The organism is Leisingera sp. ANG-Vp (assembly GCF_000813725.1).
Classification (GTDB): domain Bacteria; phylum Pseudomonadota; class Alphaproteobacteria; order Rhodobacterales; family Rhodobacteraceae; genus Leisingera.
This window is the reverse complement of sequence record NZ_JWLD01000015.1, coordinates 32,081-51,870: the sequence shown is the minus strand read 5'-3', so window position 1 is coordinate 51,870 and position 19,790 is coordinate 32,081. Positions and strand designations below refer to the sequence as shown.

The 19,790-nt window shown below is 62.6% G+C and carries 18 protein-coding genes; 4 read left to right on the top strand and 14 right to left on the bottom strand.

The annotated features are described in order from the left end of the window. Window positions 1–85: 85 nt before the first annotated feature. The 8 genes from pnp to RA20_RS06035 form a co-directional block, all read right to left on the bottom strand. Window positions 86–2,218, bottom strand: a complete 2,133-nt coding sequence (pnp, locus tag RA20_RS06070) for a polyribonucleotide nucleotidyltransferase (RefSeq protein WP_039125678.1) — start codon at window positions 2,216–2,218, stop codon at window positions 86–88. Window positions 2,219–2,512: 294 nt separating this feature from the next. Next, complete coding sequence (locus tag RA20_RS06065) at window positions 2,513–3,832, bottom strand: M16 family metallopeptidase (RefSeq protein WP_039125677.1); 1,320 nt, start codon at window positions 3,830–3,832, stop codon at window positions 2,513–2,515. Beyond that, window positions 3,829–5,172, bottom strand: a complete 1,344-nt coding sequence (locus RA20_RS06060) for a M16 family metallopeptidase (RefSeq protein ID WP_039125675.1) — start codon at window positions 5,170–5,172, stop codon at window positions 3,829–3,831. Before RA20_RS06060 ends, RA20_RS06065 begins: the two co-directional genes overlap by 4 nt. 165 nt (window positions 5,173–5,337) lie before the next feature. Next, the gene (locus RA20_RS06055) at window positions 5,338–5,859 is read right to left on the bottom strand and encodes a DUF3035 domain-containing protein (protein ID WP_039125673.1); all 522 of its coding nucleotides are present in this window, start codon (window positions 5,857–5,859) and stop codon (window positions 5,338–5,340) included. A 55-nt stretch (window positions 5,860–5,914) separates the two neighbouring features. Next, window positions 5,915–6,397, bottom strand: coding sequence for a signal peptidase II (gene lspA / locus RA20_RS06050; RefSeq protein WP_039125672.1), 483 nt, complete (start codon window positions 6,395–6,397; stop codon window positions 5,915–5,917). Between the two features lie 13 nt (window positions 6,398–6,410). Then, window positions 6,411–8,000, bottom strand: a complete 1,590-nt coding sequence (gene purH / locus RA20_RS06045; protein WP_039125670.1) for a bifunctional phosphoribosylaminoimidazolecarboxamide formyltransferase/IMP cyclohydrolase — start codon at window positions 7,998–8,000, stop codon at window positions 6,411–6,413. A gap of 24 nt (window positions 8,001–8,024) precedes the next feature. Next, the gene (locus RA20_RS06040) at window positions 8,025–9,767 is read right to left on the bottom strand and encodes a heparinase II/III family protein (RefSeq protein WP_039125668.1); all 1,743 of its coding nucleotides are present in this window, start codon (window positions 9,765–9,767) and stop codon (window positions 8,025–8,027) included. 100 nt (window positions 9,768–9,867) lie between these two features. Continuing rightward, a complete protein-coding gene (locus tag RA20_RS06035; RefSeq protein WP_039125666.1) occupies window positions 9,868–11,130 on the bottom strand; it encodes an RsmB/NOP family class I SAM-dependent RNA methyltransferase in 1,263 nt (420 codons plus the stop codon). 78 nt (window positions 11,131–11,208) lie between these two features. Here RA20_RS06035 and RA20_RS06030 point away from each other — a divergent pair, with 78 nt between their 5' ends. Continuing rightward, on the top strand, window positions 11,209–11,397 hold the full coding sequence (locus RA20_RS06030) for a DUF1674 domain-containing protein (protein WP_039125664.1): 189 nt from the start codon (window positions 11,209–11,211) through the stop codon (window positions 11,395–11,397). Window positions 11,398–11,557: 160 nt separating this feature from the next. Here the strand turns inward: RA20_RS06030 and dapB are convergent, their stop codons facing one another. Continuing rightward, window positions 11,558–12,367: a 4-hydroxy-tetrahydrodipicolinate reductase gene (gene dapB / locus RA20_RS06025; protein ID WP_039125663.1), complete on the bottom strand. Its 810-nt coding sequence runs from the start codon at window positions 12,365–12,367 to the stop codon at window positions 11,558–11,560. A gap of 86 nt (window positions 12,368–12,453) precedes the next feature. On the opposite strand from dapB, the gene rbfA reads away from it, so the two are divergent. Together rbfA and RA20_RS06015 are read left to right on the top strand one after the other, a co-directional pair. Beyond that, window positions 12,454–12,849, top strand: a complete 396-nt coding sequence (rbfA, locus tag RA20_RS06020) for a 30S ribosome-binding factor RbfA (RefSeq protein WP_039125660.1) — start codon at window positions 12,454–12,456, stop codon at window positions 12,847–12,849. Continuing rightward, on the top strand, window positions 12,846–13,595 hold the full coding sequence (locus RA20_RS06015) for a phosphodiester glycosidase family protein (protein WP_039125656.1): 750 nt from the start codon (window positions 12,846–12,848) through the stop codon (window positions 13,593–13,595). The genes rbfA and RA20_RS06015 overlap by 4 nt, the downstream gene beginning before the upstream one ends. Before the next feature lie 167 nt (window positions 13,596–13,762). On the opposite strand, the gene rarD is transcribed toward RA20_RS06015, so the two are convergent. From rarD to mutM, 5 genes are all read right to left on the bottom strand, one after another. Further along, the gene (gene rarD / locus RA20_RS06010) at window positions 13,763–14,665 is read right to left on the bottom strand and encodes an EamA family transporter RarD (RefSeq protein ID WP_039125655.1); all 903 of its coding nucleotides are present in this window, start codon (window positions 14,663–14,665) and stop codon (window positions 13,763–13,765) included. Between the two features lie 160 nt (window positions 14,666–14,825). Beyond that, window positions 14,826–16,235, bottom strand: coding sequence for a chromosomal replication initiator protein DnaA (dnaA, locus tag RA20_RS06005; RefSeq protein ID WP_039125653.1), 1,410 nt, complete (start codon window positions 16,233–16,235; stop codon window positions 14,826–14,828). A gap of 546 nt (window positions 16,236–16,781) precedes the next feature. Next, a complete protein-coding gene (gene rpsT / locus RA20_RS06000; protein ID WP_039125651.1) occupies window positions 16,782–17,045 on the bottom strand; it encodes a 30S ribosomal protein S20 in 264 nt (87 codons plus the stop codon). Window positions 17,046–17,258: 213 nt separating this feature from the next. Continuing rightward, complete coding sequence (locus RA20_RS05995; protein WP_039125650.1) at window positions 17,259–18,035, bottom strand: enoyl-CoA hydratase; 777 nt, start codon at window positions 18,033–18,035, stop codon at window positions 17,259–17,261. Between the two features lie 63 nt (window positions 18,036–18,098). Next, window positions 18,099–18,950: a bifunctional DNA-formamidopyrimidine glycosylase/DNA-(apurinic or apyrimidinic site) lyase gene (gene mutM, locus RA20_RS05990; RefSeq protein ID WP_039125648.1), complete on the bottom strand. Its 852-nt coding sequence runs from the start codon at window positions 18,948–18,950 to the stop codon at window positions 18,099–18,101. Between the two features lie 86 nt (window positions 18,951–19,036). Between mutM and ubiE the strand changes: the two genes are divergently transcribed. Next, entirely contained in the window at window positions 19,037–19,789 is a 753-nt protein-coding gene (ubiE, locus tag RA20_RS05985) for a bifunctional demethylmenaquinone methyltransferase/2-methoxy-6-polyprenyl-1,4-benzoquinol methylase UbiE (RefSeq protein ID WP_039125646.1), read from the top strand. Window position 19,790 lies beyond the last annotated feature (1 nt).

Sequence of the window (19,790 nt, the reverse complement as noted above, 5' to 3'; positions counted from 1 at the left end):
GGGCCGGCACTTGCGCCGTTAGCGCGAAAGACCCCAGCCAATACACCGGGGTCTTTCAGGGTTGAATATCAAAGATCGGGCCGAATTACTCGGCCTTTTCTTCCCGCTTGATCTCTTCGCCGGTTTCCTGATCGACAACTTTCATCGACAGGCGGACCTTGCCGCGGTCATCAAAGCCAAGCAGCTTCACTTTCACTTCCTGGCCTTCCTTCAGAACGTCCGACGGATGGTTCAGGCGGCGGTTTTCGATTTGCGAGACATGCACCAGGCCGTCGCGCTTGCCGAAGAAGTTCACGAAGGCGCCGAAGTCGACGATCTTCACGACCTTGCCGGTGTAGATGGCGCCTTCTTCCGGCTCAGCCACGATCGAGTAGATCATGTCATAGGCCTTCTGGATGGCTTCGCCGTTCGGGCTTGCGATCTTGATCACGCCGTCGTCGTTGATGTCGACTTTTGCGCCGGACACTTCAACGATCTCGCGGATTACCTTGCCGCCCGAGCCGATCACTTCACGGATTTTGTCGGTCGGGATCTGCATGGTCTCGATGCGCGGTGCGTGGACCGAGAATTCATTGGTCTCGGACAGCGCTTTGCCCATCTCGCCCAGAATGTGGATCCTGCCGTCCTTGGCCTGTGCCAGGGCTTTTTCCATGATTTCCGGGGTGATGCCGGCAACCTTGATGTCCATCTGCAGCGAAGTGATGCCGTTTTCGGTACCCGCCACTTTGAAGTCCATGTCGCCCAGGTGGTCTTCGTCGCCCAGGATGTCGGACAGGATCGCGTAGGAGCCGTCGTCTTCCAGGATCAGGCCCATCGCAACACCGGCAACCGGTGCTTTCAGCGGCACGCCTGCGTCCATCATCGACAGCGAGCCGCCGCAGACGGAAGCCATCGAGGAGGAGCCGTTGGATTCGGTGATCTCGGAGACCACGCGCACGGTGTAGGGGAAGTCGGTCGGGGCCGGCAGAACCGCCTGCAGCGCGCGCCAAGCCAGCTTGCCGTGGCCGATTTCGCGGCGGCCCGGGGAGCCGACACGGCCCACTTCACCAACCGAGTACGGCGGGAAGTTGTAGTGCAGCAGAAAGTTGGATTTGAAGTTGCCGTGCAGCGCGTCGATGAACTGCTCATCGTCGCCGGTGCCCAGAGTGGTCACAACCAGGCCCTGAGTCTCGCCGCGGGTGAACAGCGCCGAACCGTGGGTCCGCGGCAGCAGCGAGGTTTCCGAAACGATGTCGCGGATCTCGTCGGTGCGGCGGCCGTCGATACGCTTGCCGGTTTTGACAACGTCGCCGCGCAGGATGCCTGCTTCCAGCTTCTTCAGTGCAGAACCCAGGTTGGCGTCTTCCAGCTGCTCTTCGCTCAGAGCTGCTTTGATGGTCTCGCGGGCAGCGGCAACAGCGGCGGTGCGCTCCTGCTTGTCGGCGATGGCAAAGGCAGCGCGCATGTCGGCGTCGCCTGCGGCTTTCACAGCTTCAAACAGCTCGGAGTAGTCCGGCGGGGTGAAGTCGAACGGCTCGTTTGCGGCTTCTTCGGCCAGCGCGATGATCAGGTCGATCACCGGCTGGATCTGCTCATGCGCAAAGTTCACCGCACCCAGCATCTCGGCTTCGGTCAGCTCGTAAGCTTCCGATTCCACCATCATCACGGCGTTCTTGGTGCCAGCCACAACCAGATCCAGGCGCTGCTCGGGGTTGAGGCGCAGATCCTGCATGTCGTCGACGGTCGGGTTCAGCACGTATTCGCCGTCAACAAAACCAACGCGGGCGCCGGCAATCGGGCCCATGAACGGTGCGCCGGAGATGGTCAGAGCGGCGGAGGCCGCGATCATCGCAACGATGTCCGGGTCGTTGACCAGGTCGTGGGACAGCACGGTGCACATCACCAGAACTTCGTTTTTGAAGCCGGGGACGAACAGCGGGCGGATCGGACGGTCGATCAGACGCGCGGTCAGGGTTTCTTTTTCGGTCGGGCGCGCTTCGCGCTTGAAGAAGCCGCCGGGCACCTTGCCCGCAGCATAGTATTTTTCCTGGTAGTGCACGGTCAGCGGGAAGAAGTCCTGGCCGGGCTTCTGCTGCCGGGCAAAGGTCACGTTGGCCATGACCGAGGTTTCGCCCAGGGTGGCAATCACGGAGCCATCAGCCTGGCGGGCAACCTTGCCGGTTTCCAGTGTGAGCGTCTCTTCGCCCCACTGCATCGATTTTTTCGAAACGTTAAACATCTAGCGTATCCTGATTGGGAGCGCTCCCGGCCCTCCGGGTCTCCCGTTTGCGTGGCGGCCCCATTGCCGCCGGCCCTATCTATCTTTCTTTCGCGTGCCAGGGCCCGGGCACATCGTCTCAGATAGGCCCGCCCATACAGCAGTTTGCCCCCGAATGAAAGGAAAAGCGGAAAGCTGCGAGGTGCAGCGGCAGGAGTCAGCTAAAAGGCGGCCGGAGGCCAGCCGCATCAAAGAAAACGCCCGATCCATTTGGAACGGGCGATGGGCTTGACTGGCCAATTGCTTGGAGCAGCCTCAGTTCGTGGTTTCCAGCCCCTCCGGGCGGCCGGCAATGGTGAAATGCAGCCCCTCGGGATCCATGAACTCCGCCGCGAAACGGTTAATGTCTTCCAGGGTGACCGCGTCAATACGGTCATTTCGGGTTTCCACATAGCTGATTGGCAGATGATCCATCTGCATCCCCGCCAGGATCGAAGCAATGCGGCTATTGCCGTCAAAGCGCAGCGGGTAGGCTCCGGTCAGATAGGTCTGGGCGTTCTTCAGCTCTTTCGCTGTCACACCCTCCTCGGCCATGCGGCGCCATTCGCCCCGGATCACTTCTACGGTCTCGGCCATCTTGCCATTGGCCGAGGCGACCGAGCCCATGTAGACCGCCGCCAGATCGCGCGGCACCAGGTAGGAATAGACCCCGTAGGTCAGCCCGCGCTTTTCCCGCACCTCGGTCATCAGCCGTGTCTCGAATGAGCCGCCGCCCAGGATCTGGTTCATCACATAGGCGGTGAAGAAATCCGGATCTTCGCGTTTGATGCCCTTTTGGCCGAACAGCGCCACCGATTGAGGTGTATCGAAGTCGACAACCGTGACTCCGCCCTCGATTGCCACGTCCGCCGGGCCCGGGATCGGCGCGCCCTCTGCGGGCAAGGCGCCCAGCAGATCGTCCAGAAGCACGCCCAGCTCTTCGGCGGTAATATCTCCGACAGCACTGACGTAGAGCCGGTCACGGGCAAAAACGGCCTCATAGGCGTCAAAAATGTCCTGACGGCTGAAAGCGGCGACCGACTCCAGCGTGCCCTTGCCGTCGCTGCCATAGGGATGCTCGCCAAATGCCATCCGGGAGAAAGCCTCGCCCGCGATCTTGTTCGGGTTCTTGGCGTCCGAGCGCAAGCCGGCCAAAACCTGCGCCCGCACCCGGTCCAGCGCGTCCTGATCAAAGCGCGGCTCGAACAGGGTCTGACGCAGCAGGGCCACCGCCTCCGCACGGTTCTCGGTCAGAAAGCGGGCAGAGATAGACACCGAATCCTTGTCTGCATCATAGGAGAAACTGGCAGCCAGAGACTCCAGCGCCCGGGTATACTCCTGAGCGCCCATATCGCCAGACCCCTCTTCCAGCAGCCCGGTCATCAGATAAACCGAGCCCCGCTTGCCCGGCGCATCCAGTGATGTTCCGCCGCGGAAACGCAGTTCCAGCGCCGAGAAGGGAATCGCATGATCCTCCACCAGCCAAGCGGTGATGCCGCCGGGAGAGGTGACTTCCTGGATCTTGATGCCGGCCAGGGCGGGCAGCGCCATAAAGCAAGCCAGCAACGACGCGGCAAAAAGCTTCAGCGGGTTCATTGGGTCACCTCCTGATCGCGCATCATCCAGCCAGTCACCGAGCTCTGCGGGCGCAGCACCTCATTGGCGGCAGCGATAATCTCATCCGCTGTGACCGATTGAAGGATCTTCGGCCAGTCCTGCACATCCTTGACCGACAAACCGATGCTGAGCGCCTGGCCATACCGGTTGGCAATCCCGTTCACATTGTCGCGGTCGTAGATCTCGGCAGCGCGAAGCTGCAGCTTGATACGGTCCAGCTGGGCTTCGTCGACACCCTCTTCAAGGAAACGGGCGATAGTGGTGTCCAGCGCCGCCTCGGCATCTTCCATACTGACGCCTTCAGCCGGGACGACCAGGAAAGTAAAGGACGTGTCGTCCAGCGCGCTGCCCGAGTAATAGGCGCCGGTGTAGACCGCAACCTGCTGATCGAATTGCAGCGCGTTGGCCAGATAAGATGTGTTGCCGCCGCCCAGTAGCTCCGCCAGCAGATAAAGCGCTGCGGCTTTCTCCTGGGCGCCGCTGTCACGCTCGGGTGCCAGGTAGGAGCGCTGCACATATGGCTGGGCAACCCTGGGGTCCTCAAAAGTCAGGCGCCGCGCCGCGGTTTGCGGCGGTTCCTGGCTGCGGAAGCGTTCCGGCAGCTCCGGGTTCGCCGGGATCACGCCATAGTATTTTTCTGCCAGCGCCTTCACCTCATCCGGCTCGACATCGCCGGAGACCACCAGGATGGCGTTATTGGGCGCGTAATAGGTTTGGTAGAAGGACAGCGCGTCGGCCATGTCGAGGCTTTCCATCTCATGGCGCCAGCCGATTACCGGCTGGCCATAGCGATGGTTCAGGTACTGCACGGCCTGCAGCTGCTCGCGGAACAGCGCCACCGGGTCATTGTCGGTGCGCTGGTTGCGCTCTTCCAGAATAACCTGGCGCTCGGTTGCAATATCCGCTTCGCTGAGGCGGAGGTTGGTCATCCGGTCGCTTTCCATCTGCATCATCAGCTCCAGCCTGTCGGCGGCAACACGCTGGAAATAGGCCGTGTAGTCGTAGCTGGTGAAAGCGTTGTCCTGGCCGCCATTGGCACGCACGGTGGCCGACAGCTCGCCCGGCGCCAGTTTGTCGGTGCCCTTGAACAGGAGATGCTCCAGGAAATGGGCAACACCGGACTGGCCCGGCGGCTCGTCAGCTGACCCGGCTCTGTACCAGACCATCTGCTGCACCACGGGCGCGCGGTGGTCTTCGATCACCACCACGTCCATGCCGTTGTCCAGGGTGAACGCGGTTACCGCCTCATCTTCGGCCCGCAAAGGGGCGGACAGGGCAGCACTCAGCGCTGCGGCGGCCAATGTGATCCTCCGGATCATCTGGCATCCTCCAATTTCTGCACCCCAGCCCTTGCCAAGGCGGGTGCGGTTACTGCTCTGGCGCCTATTGCAGCCATAAAACGCCGCTTTTGGCCAGCAGAAAGACTGCTGACAACCTACGCTGCTGCTGGCATCTTACAAGATCGGCTGGCAGAAAAGTGAGGATCAGAAACTGTCTTCGGGCGGCGCCGAGGGTGTGGCAACGCCTGCCCGGCGGAACTGCTCATTGGCCGCATGCGGGTCAAGCGTCTGCTTCTCGTAAAGCTGCTCGTAACGGTCAACCGGAAACAGCTTGATCCGGCCGACCCGGCGGTTGCGGTGGCGGAAGGCTGCGTCCTCTTCAGCCACGGTTTCGCGAACCCCCTGCTCGACACCATAGCGGCTGGAGGCGGTGACCAGCGCAGCATCGCCGGAAGGCACGCCCGCACCCGGCACCAGCGCCGAGGGATTGCCGCCCAGGGCAGCCACGGCTTCGGCCTGCGGAGTCGGGTCAGTGATGTTGCTGCCGCCGGGTGTAGGCGCAGGCAGGCTGCTGTAGTCTTCCGGCGCGCTTAGCGGTTTGGACGGCAGGACCAGGAACTCATCCGGGCCGGTGCCCGGTTTCTCGATAAGACGCAGCCCCTTTTGCGCGCAGCCGGCCACTGCCAGCGCGCCAGCCAGAACAATCACTCCGAACGGGATCCGCATTGCCCCAAACTCCTGCCTGTTTCCCGGCGCTTTTAAACCATTTGCCGGCCAAGGTCTACGCAGGCTTTTTGCGCCGCCCGTCAAAGAAGATCAGCCCTCCAGCGCCCGCAAAGATGAAGATATCGGCGACATTGAACACAAAGGGGTTCTGGATGCCGCAGCAGGATGTGTTGAGGAAGTCCAGAACATATCCATACAGAAGCCGGTCCGCGACATTGCCCAGGGCGCCGCCAATTACAAGTCCGGCTGACAGCTGCATGCCCCAGAACTTGCCTTGGCCGCGCAGAACCCAGACCGCCAGCGCCGCGCAGATCATCAGCGACAATGCGATCAGGATCCAGCGCGATGCCTCATCGCCGCCGCCGAACAGGCCGAAGTTGATGCCCGTATTTTCGCCGTAACGGAAATTCAGGAACGGCGGCAGCACGTCGATCCGGTGGCGCTGATCCAGCCCCATCACATGGATCACCCAGTATTTACTGGCCTGATCGGCCAGCAAGGACAGGGCCGCGCCCCAGATCATCCAGCGTGCTGCCATTGTATCGCTCTGCTTAGTGGCGGAAGTGGCGCATGCCGGTAAAGACCATGGCCAGGCCTTTTTCATTGGCCGCCTTGATCACCTCGTCATCGCGCATCGAGCCGCCCGGCTGAATGACGCAGGCACCGCCCGCTGCGGCCGCTTCCAGCAGGCCGTCGGCAAAGGGGAAGAACGCATCAGACGCCACAGCGCAACCCTTGGCGAGGCTTTCTTCCAGCCCCAGCTCAGCGGCCATGCGGCCCGCCTTGGCAGCCGCCACATTGGCACTGTCCAGACGGCTCATCTGGCCTGCACCGACACCCACAGTCGCGCTGTCCTTCACATAGACAATGGCGTTGGACTTGACGTGCTTGGCAACTTTCCAGGCAAACAGCAGGTCCTGCATCTGCGCATCAGACGGGGCCTTTTCGGTCACCACCTTGAGGTCGTCCATGCCGACGTAGCCAACGTCTTTGTCCTGCACCAGCACACCGCCTGCCACTTGCTTATAGGCGGTGATGGCTTTACGCGGGTCCGGCAGACCGTCGGTCAGCAGCAGGCGCAGGTTTTTCTTGGCGGCAAAGATTTCCTTCGCTTCATCAGATGCGCCCGGCGCGATCACGACCTCGGTGAAGATCTCGGTGATCTTCTTGGCAGTCTCCGCGTCCAGCGGCTGGTTCAGCGCCACGATGCCGCCGAAAGCGGACGTGCGGTCGCAGTCGAAAGCTTTCTGATAGGCCTCGGCCAGAGTGGCGCCCTTGGCCACACCGCAGGGGTTGGCGTGTTTGATGATCGCCACGGCAGCGCTGTCGGCCGGATCGAACTCCGCCACCAGCTCATAGGCCGCGTCGGTGTCGTTGATGTTGTTGTAGCTCAGTTCCTTGCCCTGCAGCTGCACGGCGGTGGCGACGCCGGGGCGGTTCGAGCCATCGGTGTAGAACGCCGCTTCCTGGTGGCTGTTCTCGCCATAGCGCAGGGTCTGCTTCAGCTCGCCGGCAAAGGCGCGGCGGCGCGGGGTCTTCTCTTCGATTGCCGAGGCCATCCAGTTCGACACGGCGGCGTCATAGGCGGCTGTGCGGGCATAGGCGGTCTGCGACAGGCGCTGGCGGAAAGCGTAAGAGGTCTGGCCGTCGTTTGCGTCCAGCTCTGCCAGCAGCGCATCATAGTCCTGCACGTCGGTCACGACGTTCACAAACAAGTGGTTCTTGGAGGCCGCGCGGATCATTGCGGGGCCGCCGATGTCGATGTTCTCGATCATCTCGTCATAATCCGCACCGCGGGCCAGCGCCGCTTCAAACGGGTAGAGATTCACCACCAGCAGGTCGATGGCGCCGATGCCGTGTTCATTCATCGCGGCAACATGGGTGTCATTGTCGCGCAGCGCCAGCAGGCCGCCATGCACCATCGGGTGCAGGGTCTTGACGCGGCCGTCCATCATTTCCGGGAAGCCGGTCACTTCGGACACGTCCTTGACCGTCAGACCGGAATCGCGCAGCGCCTTGGCGGACCCGCCGGTCGACAGCAGTTCAACACCGCGCGCAGCCAGCGCCTTGCCCAGCTCAATCAGGCCGGTCTTGTCGGATACGGAAAGCAGCGCACGGCGTACGGGGTGAAGGTCGGTCATGGCAGGGCAGGTCCTTTTAAAGGCTCAGTCAAACGTCTCGGGTTCGTCCCGGTTCAGGTCTCGCACGGCAACCGCAGTCTCCTGCGCCTTGCTGAGCGTCCACCGGACGCGGGTGGCATACTCCATCGCCCGCCCGGATAAAACGATCTGCTTTGCCGCACGCGGCTTCAAGCGGGTCTTTTCCAGGTAAACGCTCGGCTCCAGCGACAGTTTGCAAGTGCCGTCATGACGGAAAACCCAGATTTCCCCGCTCTTGAGCGCCATGGATACTGCTGCGCCGCCCAAGTCAAGGGCTGTATCCACCTCCGGGTGCAGATGCAGGCGGATATCAAAGCCGACACCGCCCTCCGGACTGGCGTCCCGCACCTTGGAGAATTGGCGCTTTGCCGCATCATCCAGCGCCACCAGCATGTCCTCGCCGCTCAATGCCCTTCCGTCAAATGACAGATCCAGCGTACGCGCATGCGTCAGCCCGAAATGCGCCTCATAGCCATTGTGCCCCCCCTGGAACCGGAAACCGTTGGCCAGGTCGCTGACCTCCAAGGGTACGTCGTCTGGCGCTTCAATCAGTTCCTCATGGCCTGTGGTCTTATGCGGCGCAGCGAGGCGGGCGCTGGAATGACCCTCAATGCAAAGAGTGGTGTGTGAAGGAGTAGCCCTTCCTGCCCGGCGCCACTCGGTGCCAAAAGTTTCGCCCGAACCGCAGTTCACGATTAAGGGACGCCGCCCGGAGGTCAGCTCGAATGCCATGGTTGAGGCATGGCCGTAGTTCGACGCCTTGCCTTTCGGCGGGACGGAAGCGTCAACGATCACCGATGTACGCCGCGCCGAAAGCCGGGCAAACCCCATCGCCAGCCCATCGGCATGGCGTTCTGCGACATGGCTGGCAGCCAGAGCGTGGTCCAGCCGTCCCTCCAGCCCGCGCCCTCCCCCGTGGAACCGCGCCAAGCTTCCATCACAGTGGCGCAGAGTGCGCAGGGTGGGCGCGATTCGTTCAATAGCAGCGGAATGAGAATGCGGTACGGCCCGCCCGGCCTCGTTCAAGGCTGCTGCCGCCCAGGTCAGCAGGGTGAAGACCTCAAGCAGTTCCTCAGGGTTGCGGGTCGGCAAGCCGCCCTGATCATCAATCTGAGACTCGCATTCCGCAGCCAGCGCCCTGACGGCCGGATCTGCCAGTTCTTCGCGCCCTTGCAGAGACAGGCCCGCATAAATCAGCCCGCACAAGGCTTCGAACCGCGGCAGGCCGGGCGCCGCCCCCTGCCAGCGCTGAGACAGATACCAGGTCTGCCGCCCCAGCGCGCCATAAAAGGCCTCGGCTTCGTCTTTTTCCTTACCGCTTAGCAGGAACAGCGCGTGGTTGATCCAGCGGATCACCCGCCGGCCAGTGAGGTCCGGAAGCCACGCCAGACCGCCGCCGCGCCCGTGCTGTTCGATCCAGCCCCAAACCCAGCGCTGCGCCTTAGCGCGGGCCTTGAAGTCGCCCACTGCAGCCAGATCGTCGAGCCAGGCAAACCCGTGCCGCTCCGCGTCAAAGGCGGCATCCGGGGCAGCGACTTCCCACAGGCCGGTGTCAGGCGATTCGACCAGATAACCCGCAAACAGAAGGTTTCCCGCCACCAGCTGCCGCCCGCGGGCAAAGCTGCCGATGGTGCGCGGCTCAGGCTGCGAGACAAAGCCGGTGGCAGCCGGCTGGCTGCGCGCCCGCCAAGCATAATACCGGTTCAGCAGCCGGGTGCCGCGGCTTGCCATTCTGTCGTAAGTGGACATGCTCTTCTGCCTCGCGCCAGGGGGTTACCAGGGCGTTTTGGCGCGAGCATAACGCGGGGTGCGGCGCAAGTCACCGGCGAATGCCGGAGGCGCCCCGGGGTCACGCGGATTTGCGCAGAAGGGCCATATAGAAGCCGTCCATGCCGCCGCGCTCTGGCCAGTAATCGGGACGCAGCCGCAGCCCGCCTTCCTCGGTGATCCACTCCGGCTCCACACCCGCGATCTGCAGCGCGCCGCGGTCAGCCGCCATGTCCTCGAACATCTCCAGCGCTTCTTCCACCTGGCATTCGCCCTCGTCGGGCAGGAGCGAGCAGGTGCAGAACATCAGCCGCCCGCCAGGCTTCACCAGACTCCAGGCATGCGCCAGCAGCTGCGCCTGCAGCTCGATCAGCTGGCCGAACTCGCTGCCGTCCTTGGCCTGCGGCAAGTCCGGGTGGCGGCGGATGGTGCCGGTGGCAGAACAGGGCGCATCCAGCAGCACGGCGTCATACTGGCCCCGCTGCTCCAGCGCATCCCCCACGATCAGATCCGCCGCTAGCCCGGTGCGGGCGAGATTCTCCTTGAGGCGAGCCATACGCGGCTCCGACGCATCCACCGCCGTCACTTTCGCACCTGCGGCGGCCATCTGCATGGTCTTGCCGCCCGGCGCGGCGCAAAGTTCGAGAACGATCTCACCTGCTTGCGCATTCAAAATACGGGCCGGCATCGCAGCGGCAGCGTCTTGAATCCACCAATCCCCGGCGTCATAGCCCGGCAGAGCCGAGACCTGGCCCGCACTGGCAATCCGCACCGAGCCCGCCGGCAGCCCCTCTCCGCCCAAAGCGGACAGATCAGCGCCCGGCTTGCCGGTCACATCCAGCGATGCACCTGCAAAGTGCGCAGCTTCAATACCCAGCATCGCCTCCGCGCCCCAGGCCTGCACCAGCGGTTTGCGCAGCCAGTTCGGCAGCCGCGGGATACGCAGCTTGGCCCATTCCGCCGGTCCTTCCTCTGCCACCTTGCGCAGCACCGCATTGACCAGCCCTTTGAGCTGCCCGTGGCGGCGGTGCTTGGAAATAATCGCCACCATCGCATTCACCACCCCATGCGCGGCACCGCCTGCGCACAGCTCCACCGTGCCCAGCCGCAGCGCGTTCATCACCATCAGCGGCGGCGTCTTCTTCAGGTGCTTCTTCAGGATCCGGTCAGCCCGCTCCAGCCCGCGCAGGGTTTCCACCGCCAGCCGCTGCGCCCGTGCCCGCTCCTCAGGCGCCAGCTTCTCAAGCGCACCCGCGGCATAGCATTCCGCCAGCAGCCGCCCCTCTCCGAGGACCTGATCCAGCAGGTAGACAGCGGTGCGGCGGGCGTGATTGGCATCGGACATCTGGATACTCCTAGGGCGCTCGGGTTGTTTGCGCCGGACAGGGGCGTATATCATGGGCGGAGCATAAAGGAACCCGCGATGAGCGAAGAGACCCCTGAGAAGAAAGACCTGCCGCCCGCGGCCCTGCGCGCCCTGGCCGAAGCCGAGGAACGCCGCAAGGCCGCCGAAGCGCAAGAACCCCGCCCCACAGAGCTGGGCGGCCGCGACGGCCCCGATCCTGCACGCTATGGCGATTGGGAGAAAAAGGGCATCGCCGTCGATTTCTGAGCGTTTCTGCGGGGGCCAGCCCCCGCCCCCCCCAGAGTACTTGCTTCAAAGAAGAAGAGCCTTGGCTTCTCTTTTGCACAAGTACTCCTGTCCACAGTCCGTCAGGCAGTTGTGCCGCCGAAAGGGGAGACAGCGGCCCGGCAAGGCCGCATGTTTGCGCTTAGAGCCCCAGCACATCCACCATATCGTACTGGCCCGGCCCCTTGTCCTGCCCCCACAGCGCGGCTTTCAGCGCGCCGCGGGCAAAGATGGCCCGGTCGGTGGCCAGGTGGCGCAGCACAATGCGCTCGCCTGCAGCGGCAAACAGCACGTCATGCTCCCCCACGATGTCGCCGCCGCGGATGGCGGTGAAACCGATGTCGCCGCGCTTGCGGGCGCCGGTGATGCCATCACGGCCGGAATCGCGCACATCTGCCAGTTTGACGCCGCGGCCCTCGGCGGCAGCCTCGCCCAGCATCAGCGCGGTGCCGGAAGGTGCGTCCACCTTGTGGTGGTGATGCGCTTCGATCACCTCGATGTCGAAGTCTTCATCCAGCGCCGCAGCGACCTTCTTGGTCAGCTGGGTCAGCAGATTGACACCCAGGCTCATGTTGCCCGCGCGTACGATCACCGCGTGGCGCGACGCAGGCTCCAGCTGGGCAATCTGTTCATCCGTCATGCCGGTGGTGCCGATCACATGCACCGCACGGGCCTGGGCCGCCAGCTTGGAAAACGCCAGGGTTGCCTCAGGCGCAGTGAAGTCGATCACCGCCTGCGCCTTGGAGAACGCCTCCAGAGCATCCGCGGTCACGGTCACGCCGACCGGCACCCCGCCCATCGCCTCACCGACGTCGCGGCCGACCCAGCCGTGGCCCTCGCGCTCGACCGCGCCTGCCAGCGTGGCCTTATCGCTTTCCAGCACCGTCTTGATCAGCATCTGCCCCATACGGCCCGATGCGCCGGTGATCACGATCCCTGGTTTATGAGTCATTGGCCAATTCCCTTGTTCAAGCTGGATTTGTCCTACAGTGCCGGGCAGCGCTTGGCAAAGGCTGCGATCCGGCATAGATCGAGAATATGGCTAAGAATAAATTCCACGACGGCCCCGGGCCTTCCCAGCGCCAGCTTCGCGTCGGCGAACTGATCCGCCGCACTCTCTCCGAGGTGCTGGCGCGCGGCGATGTGCATGACCCGGACCTGAACCGCATGTCGATCACCGTGGGCGAGGTGCGCACCTCTCCCGATCTGAAAATCGCCACCGCCTTTGTGCTGCCGCTGGGCGGCAAGGGGCAGGAGGACGTGCTGAAACTGCTGGCCCGCAACAAGAGCGAGCTGCGCCGCAGTGTCGGCAAGAAGCTGGGGCTGAAGTTCACCCCGGACCTGCGCTTCCGGCTGGACGAGACCTTTGACCAGATGGACGACACCCGCCGGATGCTGTCCCAGGACGCGGTGCGCCGCGACGTGGAAGAGTGATCCGCCGGGCCGCTTTGCTGCTGGCCGCGCTTTGGGCCGCCCCGGCCGCTGGCGCGGTGGATTGCAGCGATGTGGCCTACGGCGGCAACCGCTATTCGATCTGCGAAGTCGATGCCTCCCAGGAGCAGCTGCGGCTGTTCCTGCGCGACGGCGAGGGGCAGGTCTACGGGCATTTCTCCACTCTGGACGGCGCCCTGGCAGAAGACGGCAAAACGCTGGCCTTTGCCACCAATGCCGGGATGTATCACAGCGACCGCTCACCGGTCGGTCTCTACGTCGAGGACGGCGATCAGGAGATGCGGCTGGTGACCAATGCAGGCCCCGGCAATTTCGGCCTGCTGCCCAATGGGGTTTTCTGCATCCGTGAGGGCCGGGCTGATGTGTTTGAAACGCTGGCCTTTGAGAAATCGGCCCCGTCCTGTGCCCATGCCACTCAATCGGGCCCGATGCTGGTGATCGACGGAGAATTGCATCCGCGGTTCCTGCCCGATTCGGACAGCTACTACGTGCGCAACGGCGTCGGCACCTCGGCGGATGGCAGCCGGGTGGTCTTTGCCATCTCGCGCAATGCGGTGACATTCCACCAGTTCGGCAGCCTGTTCCGGGATCACCTGAAGCTGCCCAATGCGCTGTATTTCGACGGCAATATCTCGCGCCTGCATGCGCCGCAGCTGGGGCGCAGCGATGCCGGTTTCATGATGGGGCCGGTTGTGGGTGTGATAGAGGACGCGCAGCCGGGCGAATAAGCCCGCCTTAGCTGTAAATTCAACACTAGCCTGCCTTACGCCCCTGGAATCAATAGATCTCTGAGGGCAGCGCCTGACCTTGGGTGGGCGCGATAGCGCCTTCCCAGGGGGAAGGTCAGGCGCTGCCCGGCCTATCGGCCGGGCGGTTTTGTTTCTGTGGCACTTCCTCAACCCGGCCGTTTGCGCATCTGCCTCAGCATCGGCACGGTGTAGATCACCAATGCGGCCCAGATCATCGGGAAGGCGATCATCCGGGCGCGGCCGAATTCCTCGCCGAACAGCAGCACCGCCGCCAGCATGATCATCGTCGGTGCGATATACTGCAGGATCCCCATCGTCGACAGCCGCACCAGCTTGGCTCCGTTGGCATAAACGATCAGTGGCACTGCAGTGACAACGCCGCAGCCCAGCAGCAGCGCGGTATCGGAGAAAGAGGCACCGATATTGCTGCTGCCGGTGACCGTAAGATACCCAAAGTAACCGAGCGCCGGGGGTAGCAGAATCAGCACCTCCAGCAGGAACCCCTGGTTGGGGCCGATCGGCAGGGATTTCTTGAAGAACGCGTAGAAGCCCCAGGTCAGGGTCAGGCTGACCGCCACCCAAGGCACCCGCCCCGCTTCCAGCGTCAGCACCACCACCGCGGCGGCTGCCAAAGCAACCGCAGCGAGCTGTGCTTTGCTGAGCGGCTCGCGCAGCAGCAGCGCGCCAAGCGCAATGCTGAACAGCGGGTTGATGTAATAACCAAGTGCGGCATCCAGCGCCCGCCCGGCGGCGATCGACCAGACATAGATCCCCCAGTTGATGGAAATCAGCGCCGCAGTGATACAGGCCATACCCAGCATCCGTGGGTTCTTCAGCGCCGCCTGCAGATCCTTGGTCCGCCGCAGGATGATCAGCAGCGCACCCGCCACCGGCACCGACCAGATCACCCGGTGGGTGACAATCTCTGCCGCAGGAATATGCGAAAGCGCCTTCATGTAAAGCGGCAGAAAGCCCCACAGCAGATAGGCGGTGACGGCAAAAGCCAGCCCGCGGGGGGTATCCGTGTTTTCAGGGGTTTGCTGAGTCATGCGGCGCTCCTGTGCAGGGCGCTGTTATGACTGGTTTTACAGGGCTTGAAACTTCGTTTTCTGTGATACCGGGCATTCAGCCGCGTTATGGGTGCAGGTACTGAATAAAAAAACGGCTCCGGAAACCGGAGCCGCAGTAAAACTTGGGGGCGGATGCGCGTCAGGCTTCCAGCGCGCGGCGCAGCATTTCCACGTCTTCAGCGATCTGGCCGTCGGTGAGCTTCAGCTCCTCGATGCGTTTGACGCCGTGCATCACGGTGGTGTGGTCGCGCCCGCCGAACCGGCGGCCGATTTCCGGCAGAGAGCGGCTGGTCAGCTGCTTGCACAGATACATCGCCACCTGGCGCGGGCGTGCGTAGGAGCGCAGGCGCTTGGGGCCGATGATGTCGGACATGCGGATGTTGTAGTACTCAGAGACCTTGCGCTGAATCTCCTCAACAGTGATCTTGCGCTCGGAGGCGCGCAGCACGTCGGCCAGGCAGTCCTGGGTCAGGTCCATGTCGATCTCACGGCCCACCAGAGAAGCAAAGGCGAACAGCCGGGTCAGCGCGCCTTCGAGCACGCGCACGTTGGTCGAAATCCGGTGCGCCAGGAACTCCAGCACGCCATCAGCGATGCGCAGGTCCGGATAGGTCTCGCGCTGCTGCTGCACCTTGGTCTGCAGGATGCCCAGGCGCAGTTCATAGTCGGTCGGGTGCAGGTCCACCACCAGGCCGCACTGAAGGCGGGATTTCACCCGGTCCTCCAGATCCTTGATCTCACCCGGGGCGCGGTCGGCAGAGATGATGATCTGCTTGTTCTGATCCACCAGCGCATTGAAGGTGTGGAAGAACTCTTCCTGGGTTGAATCCTTGCCGGCGATGAACTGAACGTCATCCACCATCAGAACGTCAACCGAGCGGAACAGGTGCTTGAAGTCCATCATCTTGCGCTCGCGCAGAGCCTGCACAAAGCGGTACATGAACTGTTCCGCCGAGAGATACAGCACGTTCAGCGCCGGGTTCTTTTCCTTCAGCTCCCAAGCAATGGCGTGCATCAGGTGGGTCTTACCCAGGCCGACGCCGCCGTACAGCACCAGAGGGTTGAAGGTGACCGGACCGCCCTCGCCAACCCGGCGCGCAGCCGCGTGGGCCAGCTCGTTCGGCTTGCCGACCACAAAACTGTCAAAAGTAAAACGCGGATCCAGCGGCGCTGCTTGCAGCGCTTCCAGCGTGTCTTTGCCGGCTGCCGCCGCGGATACCGCTGCAGGCGCTGTCAGGACCTCCAGGTCCTCCTGCCCGCCAGCATATGCCGGGGCCGCAGCCTGCTCCACCGGCCGTGCCGGGCTGTTTGCGGCGACCCGGAAGGCCAGGCGCTGCACCGGCTCGCCGGCCATGGTCAGTTCGTGCAGAATCAGATCTGCAAAATTCTGGCTGACGTAATTCCCCATGAAATTCGTCGGCACCTTGAAGACGGCAACCCCGCCGTCCACAGCGTCAAACTCCAGAGGCTCAATCCAGGTCGTGAAATTGTTCTGACCTACTGTTTTCAACAGCCGGTTCCTGAGCTGTCCCCATTTTTCTTCTGTCATGCTGCGCCTCACGCGTCCCCAAAAAAGCAGCGGCCCATTTGCAGGCCAATTCTATCGTTTCCCCCAACCACTCGGGGGGTATTCACGCACAGGGATACCGTGTGCGGACCGTGGCCGGCCGCATCGCCCGAAGGCAAATGTCCGTCAGAAACAGCAAAAACTGCCGCAGAATGCGGCGGTTTGCCGTCACGAACAGTGTCGCACACAATTGAGACAAGGCTGCTGCTTGGTAACCAATACAGCAGCGGCTCCCGGACAGATCTAAACACTAGTGTGCCGTCTGTTCCGGACAACCTGACAACCTTGATGCCCGTCAAGATTGCCGCAAGCAGCCTGTCCCCCCAGCGAGTGAATCGCTGACTTAGTGGTAGCAATTCGGAGGGGGCGGCAGCAACGAAACTATGATGTTGACTCTGCCTTTGTGGATAAAGAATCTCTCGCGCCTGCAGCAGCCCGCCAAGGCTTTTCCAAAAAAACAAGGCGCTGCAATCTGCAGCGCCCTGACATCTTTTCAACAGTTCTTGAGACCGCTTTAGCGAGCGAATCTCAGCCCAGTGCTTTCACGCGTGCGGACAGGCGCGAAATTTTCCGGGAAGCGGTGTTTTTGTGATACACACCCTTGGTGACGCCGCGCATCAGCTCGGGCTGAGCGACGCGCAGAGCTGCGGCTGCAGCTTCTTTGTCGCCGGAAGCGATAGCTTCTTCAACTTTACGCAGGAAGGTGCGGATGCGCGAACGACGGGCTTTGTTGACGGCAAAGCGCTTTTCGTTCTGACGTGCGCGCTTTTTGGCCTGGGGCGAATTTGCCATGGTGTCTGACCTTATCTCGGGTTCTGTTTCTATCGGACGCAATGCCAGCCAGCCCCGGGTCAACTCACCGGTGTGATTCTAGCCTGAGCGGGCTGCACGCGCATGTATGACGGCGGCATTTATCCAACTCCGCGGGGAATTGCAAGGGCGCCACCCCTGAAAGCAAGACGGCAAGCCTCCAGGCCTGCCGCTCTGCCATGTCGTGACCGGGCTTTACTTGTCCCGGAACTGCGCCTCGCGCTTTTCCAGGAAGGCAGCCATGCCCTCTTTCTGATCTTCGGTGGCAAACATCGAGTGGAACACCCGGCGTTCGAACAGCAGCCCCTCGTTCAGCGGCAGTTCGTAAGAACGGTTCACCGTTTCCTTCACCGCCATTGCGGTAAGCAGCGATTTTTCGGCGATCTTCTGGGCCGCGCCAGTGGCTTCTTCGATCAGCTTCTTGGCCGGCACCACGCGCGACACCAGACCTGCGCGTTCGGCCTCCTCGGCGTTCATGAAGCGGCCGGTCAGGTTCATGTCCATCGATTTGGACTTGCCTACGAAACGGGTCAGGCGCTGGGTTCCGCCAATGCCGGCCACAACACCCAGGTTGATCTCGGGCTGGCCGAACTTGGCGGTTTCAGCGGCGATAATGAAATCACAGAGCATCGCCAGTTCGCAGCCGCCGCCCAGCGCATAGCCGGCCACTGCAGCAATCACCGGCTTGCGGATTGCCGAGATGCGGTCATTGGCATCGGCAAACAGGTTGGTGGAAAACACCTCGGTAAAGCTCATCTCCGACATCTCCTTGATGTCGGCACCGGCGGCAAAGGCCTTCTCGGATCCGGTCAGTACGATGCAGCGCACCTTGTCGCTGGCATCGGCTTCCTCAAGAGCATCGCAGAGCTCGCCAATGAGCTCCTGGTTGAGCGCGTTCATCGCCTCAGGGCGGTTCAGCTTGATAAGGCAAACGTGGTCCTGCACATCGACGGTGATCGTCTCGTAGGCCATGATTTCTCTTTCGGTTGTTCCGTTCAGTCCTGAGTCCTTACCAAAAGGGTCCCTCTGATCAAGCTATCTTTGGCACTTTACACAGTAGAAGGTGGAGCGTCCGGACTGAGTGATTCTGGCAATTGACCCTGCGCAACCCTCGCGCCGGCACGGCTCGCCCTCACGCCCGTAAGCATCAAAGGAGTGCTGAAAATATCCAAGCTCACCAGATGCTTGCCGGAAATCTTTCAGTGATGACCCGCCTGCATTGATGGCATCCTGCAGCACTTCTCGGATGATCGGAACCAGCCCCGCAACCCGTTGCGCTGAAATCTGCCCGGCCTTGCGGCGTGGCGAAATTCCCGCACGGAACAACGCTTCGCAAACGTAAATGTTACCAAGGCCCGCAATGATTCCCTGATCCAGTAATGCCGATTTCACCGGCGTGTTGCGCCCTTTGAAAGCGGCAACCAGATGGTCCTCATGGAAGTCATTGCCCAGTGGCTCCGGCCCCAGCACCGACAGCAGCTTATGGGATTCGGCGGTTGCGGTCTCCAGCAGATCCATCGCCCCGAACCGGCGCGGATCGTTGAAAGTGATGCGGGCTCCGTTGTCCATGTCCAGCACCACATGGTCGTGCTTTTCCGCCTGCGGGTGCTCATGAGCGAACTGCCCCAGCGGATCGCCTGACACCGTCATCCGCCCGGACATGCCCAAGTGAATAAGCAGCGTTTCATCGGTATCCAGGTCCGCCAGGATATATTTAGACCGCCGCCGCAACCCATTCACGCGCGCTCCGGTCAGACGTTCCGCCATCCGCTCCGGGAACGGCCAGCGCAGATCCGGGCGGTTCACTGCCGCCTTTGTGATCACCGCCCCTTCCATGGCAGGCGCCAAACCGCGTTTCACCGTCTCGACCTCGGGCAATTCTGGCATTACACCCCTCCTGAACCAACGGGCCGCATTGTGCCTGCCCCACAGCGCCTTATAACAAGGGCGAAACTCAGCAAACGGCAAGCCTGATGAGCAACACCAGCGAGAACACCACCCATTTCGGGTTCGAAACCGTCCGCGAGGAAGAGAAGGCAGGCCGCGTGCAGGGGGTCTTCAACTCGGTCGCCTCGAAATACGACATCATGAACGACGTGATGAGCGTCGGCATCCACCGGGTCTGGAAGGACGCGATGATGGATTGGCTGGCACCGCGCCCCGGTCAGCGGCTGTTGGATGTGGCCGGCGGCACCGGCGACATTTCCTTCCGCTTCCTCAAACGTGCAGGCCACGGTCATTCTACCGTGCTGGACCTCACCCGCCCGATGCTGGAAGAGGGCCGCAAACGCGCCGAGGCCGAGCAGATGGCCGACAGCCTCGACTGGGTCACCGGCGACGCGATGAAGCTGCCGTTCAAGGACAACACCTTTGACGTCTACACGATCTCCTTCGGCATCCGGAATGTGACCCGTCCGCAGGAGGCGCTGAACGAGGCCTACCGGGTGCTGCGTCCCGGTGGGCGGCTGATGGTGCTGGAGTTCTCGCAGCTGCCAAACGACGGGCTGCAGAAGCTCTATGACCTCTATTCCTTCAACGTGATCCCCCGCATGGGGCAGATCATCGCCGGCGATTACGACAGCTACCAGTATCTGGTGGAATCGATCCGCAACTTCCCCGATCAGGAGACCTTCCTGGGCATGGTCAAAAAGGCCGGGTTCGGGAACGCCAAATACCGCAACCTGTCGATGGGCATCGCGGCCCTGCATTCCGGCTGGAAGATCTGAT